14 protein-coding genes are annotated in these 11,819 nt (G+C 51.0%); 13 read left to right on the forward strand and 1 reads right to left on the reverse strand.

Annotated elements, in window-relative coordinates; all coding sequences use genetic code 11:
- The first annotated feature begins 50 nt into the window (after positions 1 to 50).
- The 7 genes from PUQ60_RS04415 (at position 51) to PUQ60_RS04445 (ending at position 6,034) form a co-directional block, all read left to right on the forward strand.
- Positions 51 to 530, forward strand: a complete 480-nt coding sequence (locus tag PUQ60_RS04415; RefSeq protein WP_022360313.1) for an acyl-CoA thioesterase — start codon at positions 51 to 53, stop codon at positions 528 to 530.
- An 88-nt stretch (positions 531 to 618) separates the two neighbouring features.
- Complete coding sequence (gene spoIIID, locus PUQ60_RS04420) at positions 619 to 900, forward strand: sporulation transcriptional regulator SpoIIID (protein ID WP_022360312.1); 282 nt, start codon at positions 619 to 621, stop codon at positions 898 to 900.
- A gap of 219 nt (positions 901 to 1,119) precedes the next feature.
- The gene (locus tag PUQ60_RS04425; RefSeq protein ID WP_118481931.1) at positions 1,120 to 1,914 is read left to right on the forward strand and encodes a sirohydrochlorin cobaltochelatase; all 795 of its coding nucleotides are present in this window, start codon (positions 1,120 to 1,122) and stop codon (positions 1,912 to 1,914) included.
- Positions 1,911 to 3,260: an ABC transporter substrate-binding protein gene (locus tag PUQ60_RS04430; RefSeq protein WP_273378883.1), complete on the forward strand. Its 1,350-nt coding sequence runs from the start codon at positions 1,911 to 1,913 to the stop codon at positions 3,258 to 3,260. Before PUQ60_RS04425 ends, PUQ60_RS04430 begins: the two co-directional genes overlap by 4 nt.
- 36 nt (positions 3,261 to 3,296) lie before the next feature.
- On the forward strand, positions 3,297 to 4,373 hold the full coding sequence (locus PUQ60_RS04435; RefSeq protein ID WP_337955587.1) for an iron ABC transporter permease: 1,077 nt from the start codon (positions 3,297 to 3,299) through the stop codon (positions 4,371 to 4,373).
- Between the two features lie 28 nt (positions 4,374 to 4,401).
- The gene (locus PUQ60_RS04440; RefSeq protein ID WP_118570281.1) at positions 4,402 to 5,544 is read left to right on the forward strand and encodes an ABC transporter ATP-binding protein; all 1,143 of its coding nucleotides are present in this window, start codon (positions 4,402 to 4,404) and stop codon (positions 5,542 to 5,544) included.
- Between the two features lie 55 nt (positions 5,545 to 5,599).
- The gene (locus PUQ60_RS04445) at positions 5,600 to 6,034 is read left to right on the forward strand and encodes a protease complex subunit PrcB family protein (protein WP_022360307.1); all 435 of its coding nucleotides are present in this window, start codon (positions 5,600 to 5,602) and stop codon (positions 6,032 to 6,034) included.
- A 120-nt stretch (positions 6,035 to 6,154) separates the two neighbouring features.
- Here PUQ60_RS04445 and PUQ60_RS04450 read toward each other — a convergent pair whose 3' ends face one another.
- The gene (locus PUQ60_RS04450; RefSeq protein WP_022360306.1) at positions 6,155 to 7,099 is read right to left on the reverse strand and encodes a D-2-hydroxyacid dehydrogenase; all 945 of its coding nucleotides are present in this window, start codon (positions 7,097 to 7,099) and stop codon (positions 6,155 to 6,157) included.
- A gap of 697 nt (positions 7,100 to 7,796) precedes the next feature.
- On the opposite strand from PUQ60_RS04450, the gene PUQ60_RS04455 reads away from it, so the two are divergent.
- The 6 genes from PUQ60_RS04455 to PUQ60_RS04480 all read left to right on the forward strand — a co-directional run bounded on the left by PUQ60_RS04455 (position 7,797) and on the right by PUQ60_RS04480 (position 11,800).
- A complete protein-coding gene (locus PUQ60_RS04455) occupies positions 7,797 to 8,750 on the forward strand; it encodes a hypothetical protein (protein ID WP_273378888.1) in 954 nt (317 codons plus the stop codon).
- A 67-nt stretch (positions 8,751 to 8,817) separates the two neighbouring features.
- On the forward strand, positions 8,818 to 9,153 hold the full coding sequence (locus PUQ60_RS11450; RefSeq protein ID WP_337636924.1) for a hypothetical protein: 336 nt from the start codon (positions 8,818 to 8,820) through the stop codon (positions 9,151 to 9,153).
- A gap of 20 nt (positions 9,154 to 9,173) precedes the next feature.
- Positions 9,174 to 9,356 carry a DUF4250 domain-containing protein gene (locus PUQ60_RS04465; protein WP_022360303.1) on the forward strand — a complete coding sequence of 61 codons (183 nt, stop codon included), beginning with the start codon at positions 9,174 to 9,176 and terminating at the stop codon, positions 9,354 to 9,356.
- Positions 9,328 to 9,771: a type II secretion system protein gene (locus tag PUQ60_RS04470; protein ID WP_273378893.1), complete on the forward strand. Its 444-nt coding sequence runs from the start codon at positions 9,328 to 9,330 to the stop codon at positions 9,769 to 9,771. Before PUQ60_RS04465 ends, PUQ60_RS04470 begins: the two co-directional genes overlap by 29 nt.
- A 157-nt stretch (positions 9,772 to 9,928) precedes the next feature.
- Positions 9,929 to 10,672 carry a lysophospholipid acyltransferase family protein gene (locus PUQ60_RS04475; protein WP_118538551.1) on the forward strand — a complete coding sequence of 248 codons (744 nt, stop codon included), beginning with the start codon at positions 9,929 to 9,931 and terminating at the stop codon, positions 10,670 to 10,672.
- 3 nt (positions 10,673 to 10,675) lie between these two features.
- A complete protein-coding gene (locus PUQ60_RS04480) occupies positions 10,676 to 11,800 on the forward strand; it encodes a bifunctional chorismate mutase/prephenate dehydratase (RefSeq protein WP_273378896.1) in 1,125 nt (374 codons plus the stop codon).
- Positions 11,801 to 11,819 lie beyond the last annotated feature (19 nt).

An 11,819-nucleotide genomic window follows, 5' to 3' on the forward strand; every position in this document is an offset into this window, starting at 1 on the left:
CGAAAGCGGGAGATTGGAAGAGGCATCCTTCTCGAAAGGAGAAATAAATTATGGAAGAAAGAATGATGCGCCGCGTAGCGGATTCAGCTGTTATCCAGACACAGCTTGTATTAAATAGTCACTTAAATGGTGCTGGTCGTTTGTTTGGCGGTCAGCTGATGGAATGGATCGACATTGTAGCGACCGTTGTTGCGCGCCGCCACGCGCACTGCAATCCGACAACTGCATCGGTTGATAACCTGCAGTTCAAAGAGGCAGTCCACCTGAACAATACCCTGATTATCGAGGGTAAGCTGACTTATGTCGGCAGAACCTCCATGGAAGTGCGCGTCGATACATTCGTAGAGTCTTTAAGCGGCGCGCGTAAACTGGTTAATACCGCTTATGTGGTTATGGTAGCGCTGGATGAAAACGAGCATCCGATGGAAGTTCCGGGACTGCTTGTTGAGACCGATGAGGAGAAGGCAGAGTGGGAAGCTGGCGTGAAGAGAAACGACTTGCGGAAACACCGCCGTGCGGAGAACTACTAATCGGCAGTGTTTTTGTTTGGGAAAGGGAATTTGCATAAACCGGAAACAGATGTAATAAGATGTAAAAAACGTTCTCAGGGGAACTCCCATGAAGGAATATATCGAGGAACGGGCGGTTGCGATCGCTAATTACATCATAGACTACAATGCGACAGTGCGACAGGCGGCCCGGAAATTTGGGATCAGTAAATCTACCGTGCATAAAGATGTGGCCGAGCGCCTTTCCCATATCAATCCGCCGCTTGCATCCCGGGCGCGTGTGGTACTGGACATCAACAAAGCGGAACGCCATATCCGGGGCGGGATGGCGACGAAAGAAAAATATGAGCATGAGCACCAGCTGCGCGCGTGCAGCCGGGACGAGGAATAGAAAAGCTGGTAAAATTGGAGCTGAAAGCAGAAAAAGGGGCATTCCGCCTGGACGGGCGGAGTGCCATTTTTTCTGCTTCATTGCAAACTATTTCAAAATATGCTATAGTAGCTTCGATCCATAAAGCTATATGTCAGCCAGATTCAGGCATATGGCAGCGTAGGAGGAACGGGAAAATTCTGAATTGAAAGATAAAAAACAAAGAGGAAGAATGGATAGATGGAACCAAGACAGGCAATCCTGGTAGTCAGCTTCGGGACAAGCTACAATGACAGCCGAGAAAAGACGATCGGAGCGGTTGAGCGTGCAGTGGCGGAGGCATTTCCGGCATATGAGGTGCGCCGGGCATTTACCAGCCAGAGGATCATTGATAAATTGAAAAAGCGGGATCAACGGTCGATCGACAATTTGAAGGAGGCACTTGACCGGGCAGCAGCCGATGGGATTAAAAGTCTGATTGTGCAGCCGACCCATCTGATGGATGGATTTGAATACATGGATGTAAAAGCGGAAGTGGAAGCGAATCAGGGGCGTTTTGAACGGCTGGCGCTGGGAGCACCGCTTCTTGCCAGTGAAGCGGATCTGGATGCGGTAATCCGGGCGATGGCAGGAGAACTGGGCGGATATGACGATGGAAAAACGGCACTCTGTCTGATGGGGCATGGGACAGACGCGGCTTCCAATCAGGTGTATCAGAAGATGCAGGATAGGATGATCGCGGGCGGCTATGCAAATTATTACATCGGAACCGTGGAGGCGCAGCCGGATTTACAGGCGGTGATCGAGAAATTGGGCGCGCAGAAACACTATCAGAGGGCAGTGCTGCAGCCGCTCATGGTGGTTGCAGGCGACCATGCGAATCAGGATATGGCAGGTGAAGAGGAGGATTCCTGGAAGAGCCGCCTGGAACGCGCCGGATACCAGGTGGAATGCCGCATCCGGGGACTGGGAGAGGTTGAGGCGATCCGGAAGCTGTATGTGGCGCACGTGAGAGAGGCAGAGTGGGAAAAATGAAGAAAATAGGATGGATAACGGGAAAGAAAAAGTTACTTAGGCTGGCAGGGCTGTCGCTTATGGGGGTGCTGCTCTTGAGTGGCTGCGGAAATACGGGAAAGAGTGCGGTGGCGGCAGCGTCGTCTACATCTGCCAGTGAGACATCCAATGAGGCGGGTAAAGGTTCGAAAGTGTCCCAGCCGGCAGAAAACGTGGATGCACAGGTGGCGGAGGCATCACTTCCACAGCCGGGTGAGGCGATCAGTGCGTCCCTGACCTGGAAATCGCGGATGGAGCTTGCCTATGCGACCCAGTTTGCGGTCGATACCTATGAGGATGCGGACGGGATGCAGTACGAAGCAGTTTCGGTTGCGGATGGAAGCCGTTTTCTTCTGATTCCAGAGGGCGGAAAGGTGCCGGAAGATCTTCCAGATTCGATCCAGGTGCTTAAGCGCCCGGTCAAACAGATTTATCTGGTAGCGACCGCGACCATGGATATGTTCCGGATGCTGGGAGCGCTCCCGGATATCCGGTTTTCGGGAACCGATGCGTCGGGCTGGTACATCCCGGAGGCAAAGGAGGCGATGGAGAATGGGTCAATTCTCTACGCAGGCAAGTACAGCGAACCGGATTATGAGCGGATCGTCTCGGAGGGCTGCGGTCTGGCAATAGAAAATACGATGATTCTCCATTCGCCGGAGGTAAAAGAAAAGCTGGAAAGCTTCGGAATCCCGGTGCTTGTGGATCATTCCAGCTACGAAGCACATCCGCTGGGGCGGACGGAATGGATCCGCCTGTATGGAGTGCTGACCGGAAAAGAAAAAGAGGCGGAAGCGGCATTTGCAAAGCAGGAAGCGGCGTTGCAGCGTGTTACAGAAGAAGGTTCGGATGCGGAGAACGCAGGCGGGAGCGTAAAAACAGAACAGACGGCACAGGCGGAAAAGCCGTCGGCGGCATTTTTCTATATTACGAACCAGGGCAGCGTGAACGTGCGCCGTTCCTCTGATTATATACCGAAAATGATAGAATTAGCGGGCGGCAGATACATATTCGGGCATCTGGGGGATGACGGAAAGCGGTCTTCGACCGTCAATATGCAGATGGAAGAATTTTATGCAGCCGCGAAAGAATCCGATTATCTGATTTATAACAGTACAATCGACGGGGAGATTCACTCAATTTCGGAGCTTTTGGCAAAAGCGCCGGTTCTCAAGGATTTCAAGGCGGTACAGGCGGGAAATGTCTGGTGCACGACGAAGAATCTCTATCAGGAATCCATGTCGGTTGGAGCAATGCTGGAAGATATCCATGCGATTTTCAGCGGAAGCCAGGAAGATGGGACATATCTGTATAAATTGCAGTCGTGAGGAAGGAAAGTGTAATAAAGATAGATAGGAGAAACGATGCGTTCAGTATCAGTAGCAAACAGACAAAAACAGGAAAAAGGACAAAGAAACCTGGCGCAGGCAGGCAGACAGGTGCGGATCGCAGGCGCATTTCTGCTTCTGATTATGCTGCTGCTCCTGTCGCTTATCTGGAGTATCTGTTCAGGCAGTGTATCGGTTCCGATCATGGAATTTTTACAGGAACTGCGGGAGCCTAAGCTGCGTGGAATGGCGTGGACGATCATCTGGGAGATCCGTCTGCCGCGCGCGCTGGCGGCGCTGATCCTTGGCGGGGCGCTGGCACTGTCAGGGTATCTGTTACAGACCTTTTTCCACAATCCGATCGCGGGTCCCTTTGTGCTGGGAATTTCTTCCGGTTCAAAACTTTTGGTGGCACTTGTGATGGTCGGATTTCTGGAATGGAATATTACGATCAATTCGGGGATGCTGGTGGCAGCGGCATTTGCCGGAGCGCTTCTCTCTATGCTGTTTGTGCTCCTGGTCGCGCGGAAAATGGAACAGATGGCAATGCTGATCGTCGGGGGCGTGATGATCGGCTATATTTGCTCGGCAATCACGGATTTTGTTGTGACCTTCGCCAGCGATGCGGATATTGTCAACCTGCATAACTGGTCGCGCGGAAGTTTTTCTGGTATGACCTGGGAAAATGTGGCAGTCATGGTGGGCGTGACCTTTGTCTCAGCGGCAGCGGTGTTTCTGTTATCCAAACCGATCGGCGCATACCAGATGGGGGAGACGTATGCGAAAAGTATGGGAGTCAATGTCGCACATCTGCGTTTCTTTATGGTGATTTTGTCCAGCATCTTATCTGGCTGCGTAGCGGCATTTGCCGGTCCGGTTTCCTTTGTGGGAATCGCGGTTCCGCATCTGATCCGCTGGCTGTTTGCCGATACAAGACCGCTGGTGCTGATTCCGGGCTGTTTCCTGGGCGGAAGCGTGTTCTGCCTGTTCAGCGACTGGCTGGCGCGGACGGTCTTTGCCCCGACGGAATTGAGCATCAGCACGGTAACAGCTGTCTTCGGTGCGCCGGTCGTGATTTTTGTGATGATGCGGAAACATCGAAAGAGCACCTGAAGCATAGAGCAGCAGAGGAGAAAATACCATGAATCCAGAAACTGAGGAGAAGATCTACTTTTATACAGAGGACTTACAGGTTGGATACGGTGGAAAACAGATCTTAAATCCAGTCCGGATCGGGATAAAGAAGGGTGAGATCCTGACTTTAGTCGGACCGAATGGAGCCGGAAAATCGACCATTTTAAAGAGTGTCGCCGCGCAGCTTCCCCCTCTGGGAGGTGCGGTTTACCTGGACGGCGCGGACCTTCTGGGAATGAAGGGAACGGAGCGCGCACGGCGGATGGCGGTCATGTTTACGGAAAAGGTCCATGCAGAGTGGATGACCTGCCGGGATGTTGTGGCAGCCGGGCGTTATCCGTACACGGGGCGGTTTGGTGTCCTCTCGGAGGAGGACTGGAAGGCAGTTGATGAGGCGATGGAGGCAGTGCAGGTATCAGAGCTTCGGGAGCGGGACTTCCAGACGCTCAGCGACGGTCAGCGGCAGCGGGTGATGCTGGCGCGGGCGCTCTGTCAGGAGCCGGAACTGCTGCTTCTCGATGAGCCGACTTCCTATCTGGATATCCGTTATAAGCTGGAATTTATGTCGGTCTTGCAGGAGCTGGCGCGCCGCAAGAAGGTGGCAGTCATTTTATCCATTCATGAACTTGATCTGGCCGAGCGCGTCTCTGACTGGGTGCTGTGCGTCAGCCCGGGGCAGGAAAGTCAGTTTGGACGCCCGGAAGAGATGCTGACTCCGGAACATCTTTCCGAGCTTTTCCAGGTCGAGGAAGGGCGCTTCCGTCAGACAGGCGGCAGTATGGAGCTTCCACGTCCGGAGGGGGCACCAGAGGTGTTTGTGCTGGCAGGAGGAGGAAGCGGGCGCGCTGTCTTCTGGCAGCTTCAGAGAGCTGGAACCACGTTTGCGGCAGGGATCGTATCGGAAGCCGACTTAGATTATCCGGCGGCTTGTACATTGGCGTCCAGATTGATTGCAGTCCCCGCATTTGAAGAAATATCAGAGGAAAAGGAACAAGAAGCCAGAGAATGTCTGGATGCGTGCCAGTGCGTGATAGCGTGCCGCAGGCAGTATGGGGGCTGGGCGGCGGCGAACGACCGGCTGCTGGCGTATGCCAGGGAAAAAGGAAAAAAGATTGAATATCACAACCTTCCGCTTCATAAAATGCAGTAAATCAAAGCATTTTGCCGCGTGGCTGCGTGCAGGGGAGCGGGAGGTTTTTTATTTGATGAAAAGTAAGAAAAGCAGGAAAAAATGGCTTCTAAGCCTTATGGCTGTGATGGGAATCTTTCTGGCGGGGGTCTATGCGGTTGCATGCGGCGGTGAAAAACAGGCAGAAAAATTGCGGGATCTGGAATTTGCCGTCATAGGTCCCGATGAGACGCCGCAGGAGCTGGCGCAGATCATAGAAGAAAAGAAGAACGATTCCTTCCGCCTGACTTACACAAGCGGAAATGACCTCTACATAGCTGCCGGGTACGGCAAGCAGGAGACCGGCGGCTACAGCATTACGGTTCCGGAGTTGTACCTGACGGACAATTCGATCATCGTCAAGACCGAGTTAAAAGGACCGGAGAGAAGCGAGCCGACCGGGGAAGAGCCGTCGTATCCGTATATTGTGCTGCGGACGGAACTGCTGGAGGAACCAGTGGTATTCCAGTAGTTTCCTATGAAACAAAAAAACAGGAACCGGCGAGAGTATCATCCGGTTCCTGTCTTTATGCAGTTTCTGCAGAACGATTTCCGCAGGATTTCCTATATGAGTATAAGACTGGTTTCCTGATTACAGGGAAAGAGCCTCTTTTACCTTGGAAATGATGTGAAGTCCGATGTCTCTGGAAGCATCTACGGACTGAGCACCGATGTGCGGGGAAACGATGAAGTTGTCGCACTCGAACAGCGGGCTTGCGAATGTATCATCACCTGTCAGACCGCTGCCAGCCAGCTCGTTCTCCATAACGTCTGCTGCGTAGCCGCCGATCTTGCCAGCTTTCAGAGCCTCGTACATGTCTTTCTCGTTTACGATACCACCACGGCTCATGTTCAGAACAACTGCATCATCCTTCATCTCAGCGATGGACTTAGCGTTGAACAGATCCTTTGTCTCTGGTGTCAGCGGTACGTGGATAGATACGAAATCAGCTACCTTTAACATCTCGTCTACGGACATGCCAGTTGCATGCTCTTTCTCGAAATCTTCCGGTTTCAGGAATGGATCGTAAGCAACGACAGTCATACCAAATGCACGGCCAAGTTCGCCGACTCTCTTACCGATACGACCGAAGCCCATAACGCCCAGAGTCTTGCCGCGAAGCTCACGACCTTCGAATTTATATTTGTTCCACTCGTGTTTTACTTTTACATCGTAGTTAGCTGTGAAAGTACCACGGGAGATATCTAACATTTTGGAAATGGTCAGCTCTGCAACTGCGTTAGCGTTTAAGCCCGGTGCGTTGAAGATCTGGATTCCTTTGGATTTTGCATAGTCCATATCAATGTGGTTCAGACCAACGGAGCAAACGCCGATAACCTTCAGGTTCTTAGCAGCGTCGATGATCTCCTGATCGATCTTCGGATCTACACGCATGATCAGAACGTCTACGTCACCGATTTCAGCTAATAACTGATCCTTGGTGGACGGCAGATTCTCTGCAGTTTTAACTTCCATGTATTTGCTGAGTTCTTCAGCAATACCAGCGTATACTTTGTCAATGATAAGACACTTCATAGTTTAATTTCCTCCGCTCTTATTTTGTAAAATGTACCTATATGCAAGTATACCTAAAATCTGCTGTCCAGTCAAGTCATTTTGCCGTACCAAAAAGAAACTCGTATTCGATTTTTTGTATAACACTTATAAGTAAATGCTGGATAAAAAGGTGTTTTTGTAGAAAATACCGCGAGGGCGATTTATAAATTGTATTTTGAGATAGGGCAGACTATAATAAAGGTACGATGCAGTTCAAAGTCCGGTTCCGGACGGCATTCGATGATTCTGCCCGCAAAGAGGGCATCTGTGATTCACAGAAATATCCGGGTATTTATGAAATTTCATAATGCATTTTTTGTTTCAGGGGAAACTGCGTCCTATGAAACAAAAAAGCAGTCATATGATTTCGTGGTGCTGAATATAAGTATCATATCGGCATTTAGAAAACATGGCATCTTATATCTTGAATGATATTTGTGTGTGATGCGGTATTTTATGCTGATTTAAACTCAGGACAGAAAATTTCAGGTTACTGTTCATTTAATGCGAAGCCACGGCAAATTCCGTTACGTGGCACGTATGCGTGAACAATAACAATTTTAGAAAGGATGGAGAAGGTTGAGAGAGGAGTACGGAAATTTAGAACGTGCTTACGAAAGAATGCGGTTCGGCTGGCAGGAGACATTTGCCGGGGAATGGCAGAAAGGGAGAATGTATGGGGAAAAGAGAAGACAGAAGATATGGCTGGAGGCTGGCAGTGCTGACATTTGTGCTGCTGTGCCTGCAGGGCACCGGCGGACAGGCTTACGCACAGGAAGATAAGGTGGGAGAACGGCGGATCCGTTATTCTTCTTCCTATTTGAAAGAGGCTGAGATACCAGAAGCGCCGGAAGAATATCTGGAAGAGGGGGAAATTACCTATCGGCTTGTGGGGACAGAGATAGAGGCGGTGCCGGTGCGCGGCAGAACGCGGGAGGTTTCGGGGGAGATGGTCTATCCATCCGTGACGCGGGAACAGGAGATCCCGGCGAGAGCGCCGATGGAGGTGGAGGATCGGGAGAGCCGGAAGACGGTATCGGTTATGCTGGATCTGAAAAGAACCTCTTATGAGAACGAACACTGGCAGGATGGATTTGAGATTTCGGTCGTATTTCACGAATACGGGGCGGACACATACCGGCTGGGTGGAACTGTCGTGATGCATGATGAAAAAGTGCCGCCGTTGGAGGCGTGCAGGGAAGAACTGCTTGCAAGTGCAGGGCTATCGGAGGATGAGGTGCAGATTGAGTCGGCAAGCTGGGAGGGAGATGCTTATCAGGATGAGGCTGGCATCTGGTGCCGCAATGCGGCGGTACAGGCAAAACGCCGCGTATGGGACTGCCGGGCAGTGTACGGGGGAACGGTCAGACTTCCGGCATATGAGCGTTACCGGAGGCGGATGGAGTATGAAAAAGCGGAACCGGATGTGGAAGAGATGACAGAAATAGAAGCGGATCCGGGAACTCTGGTGGAAATAGAGACTGCGCCGGTGGAAAACCTCCCGCTTCCGTTCTGGAGACGGTGGATTCACTACGGACTGACGATCAGTGTAAGTCTGCTGCTGCTTTTACTGGCATGGCTTGGATTTCGGCAGCTGCGGCGGATGGCGCGTGAAAAAAACGAACGGTAGGTTATGTGGGCGCAGTTGATAAAAGGAAAAAAGTGCCGTATACTAGAAAACTGGTAAGCTGGCGGTTATGGTTCGTGTAAAAAAAATTTTGAAATCAGAGGCACGATGGGAGGATATGCCGGCAGCCAGAATCGGGGATCAGACCAGAAAGAAGAGGAAAAACGGCGTGACAAGAGATGTTGTATTTAAAATGGAACGTCCGGGACTGGTAGAAGTCGGACAGACAGTAGAGGTGACGGAGTCGGTGACGCCGTTTAATGTCAATTATATGATTGAACCGGCGGTGGCGATGTCGGGGCTTTTTAAGCTGAATGATCGGATTCCCGCCGATCACGGCGTGGTAAAGGCGATCGAGGAAAATGACCGCGGTTACTATGTGACAGTTACGTTTGAGTATGAATAAAAGGACAGAAAGGGAAAAAGATGGCAGGAAAAATACCGAACGATCCGATTATGTGCCTGAGCTTTGTGAACACACAGCTCAGAGATTTTTACCCGGATTTAGATGAATTATGCAGTGCGTTTGATACAGAACGGTCGGAGCTTGAGAAGAAGCTGCAGGCGGTGGGATATACCTATGACAGAGAAAAGAACCAGTTCCGCTAGGGCACGGTCAGGCTTTACGCTGGCAGAGCTGCTGATTGTGACCGGGATTGTGTCGATTCTCGTTGCAGTTTCGATCCCGATCATGTCCGGACAGGTACAGAAAGCGAAGGAAGTGCGGGCGAAAGCCGAGGCGAGGATTCTATGCACGGCGCTCTGGATGTATCTGCATGATTTGGATGAGCAGGACATTCATCCGGAAAGCTGGGAGCTGATGATGGATCTGGGTGGTTCTTTCCGGGATCGGGGAGAAAATCCGCTGGAAAACTATCTGGATGGAGAGATTTCTGAGGATGTGTCTATCTACAGCGTGTATTACAGCGATACACTGGAAAGCTATGGGGGAATCTTGTGCGAGATAGGTGGAATCGAGGTGGAAGCGCTGACCAGCGGAAAGACGGAGATTGTGAATCCATAGATAATAGAGAGAGGCAGGATGTCTTACAAGGAAAGTCTTGTAAAACCCTGCTTCTTTCTATATAATGAGACAGTAAAGCTGTCTGTCTGGAAATGAAAATAGCAGGATAAAAACCAGACGGTTTCGGACAGATACAAGAGAAAAGAGAGGTATCAGTATGTTTCGCGCGATAAAGATAGTAGGAACGATCGTCAGCTTCCTTGTTGGTTCCATCGGCACATTGCACCGTATGGATAAACAGGGACAGGTAGATCCGGTCGCAGTGGAGGAAGAAAGCACCCAGATGGTGCGTAATATTTTTGAAAAACTGCTCAAAATGGCAGGTGTGACGGTAGAGGTGCGCGGATATGAAAATATTCCGCAGGATCGCCCGGTGCTCTATGTTGGAAACCACCGGAGCTATTTTGATATCCTGGTCGGCTATACGACGGTTCCGGGACTGATGGGATTTGTGGCAAAGAAAGAGATGGAGAAGATTCCGCTCTTGTCAAAATGGATGCTCAATGTCAACTGTCTGTTTTTAGATCGGAATAATATAAAAGAAGGTTTAAAAACGATTCTGGCGGGGATCGAGAAGGTGCGCCGCGGCGTTTCTGTCTGGATTTTTCCGGAGGGAACCCGCAATAAAAATGAACAGCTTTCCGATCTACTTCCATTTAAAGAGGGAAGCTTAAAGATTGCAGAGAAATCTGGCTGTCCGGTTGTTCCAGTGGCGATCAAGGGAACAGCGGAGGTCTTTGAGAAGCATATTCCGCTTATTTGTCCGAGCCATGTCGTGATTGAGTTCGGCGAGCCGTTCATCGTGAAAGAGCTGGATCCGGAGAACCGGAAGTTTGTCGGCGCATATACGAGAGAAAAGATCGCAGGGATGCTTTCAGAGATGGAAAAGGAGAACAACTAAGAGATGGATTTGCTGGAGATAAGAGGGCGTCTGGATCAGATTGACACCCAGATAGAAAAGTTATTTGAGGAGAGAATGCGCCTTTGCAGCGAGGTGGCAGAGTATAAGATCGCGACCGGAAAGGCGGTTTACGATGCCGAACGTGAGAAACAGAAGATCGAGTCAGTTCAGGCGATGGCAGAGGGCGAGTTCAACAAGCAGGCGGTTGCCGAGCTGTTTTTGCAGATGATGACGCTGAGCCGCCGGTATCAGTATCAGACGATCGCAGGGCGCGTCGGCGGTCCGGATCTGGGCTTCCATAAGGTGGAGAAGCTTGAAACAGCCGGAAAACGCGTGGTGTTCCAGGGATTAGAGGGCGCTTACGGTCATGCGGCGGCGCTGCAGTTCTTTGGAAAAGACGCGGATATCCATCATGTACGCCGGTTCGAGGATATGATGGTGGAGATTCAGGAGGGAAAAGCTGATTTTGCGGTGCTCCCGATTGAAAATTCTTCCGCCGGTGCCGTGACGGACAACTATGATCTGCTTTTAAAATACGACAATGTGATTGTGGCGGAGACATTTCTGCCGGTACACCACTACCTGCTTGGCACACCGGATGCGGAACTTTCCGATGTGAAGCGTGTTTATGCACATCCGCAGGCGCTGATGCAGAGCAGCGACTTCTTAAACCAGCACGACTGGCAGCAGCTAAGCATGGAAAATAATGCTGTGGCGGCACAGAAGGTACGCGATGAGAAGGATCCGTCACAGGCGGCAGTCGCAGGTGAGGTAGCAGGAGAGATTTACGGACTCAAAAAGCTGGCAGGTCCGATCAACAACTGTCCGGACAACACGACCCGTTTCCTGATTCTGGCGAAGGAGCGCGTCTATCAGGCGGGCGCGGAGAAAATCAGCCTCTGCTTCGAGCTGCCGCACCGCAGCGGTACGCTGTACAGCATGCTCGGCAATTTTATTTTCAATGATGTCAATATGCGGATGATCGAGTCCCGCCCGATCCCGGAGGAGAGTTGGCAGTACCGCTTCTTCGTGGACATCGAGGGAAACCTGGAGGATGCCGGTGTGCAGAATGCACTGTACGGAATCATGCGCGAAGCGAAAAATGTAAAAATATTAGGAAATTACTAGACTCTTTAGCTTAGGACAA

This window comes from Clostridium sp. AF02-29, from assembly GCF_934835585.1.
GTDB classification, from domain to species: domain Bacteria; phylum Bacillota; class Clostridia; order Lachnospirales; family Lachnospiraceae; genus Otoolea; species Otoolea fessa.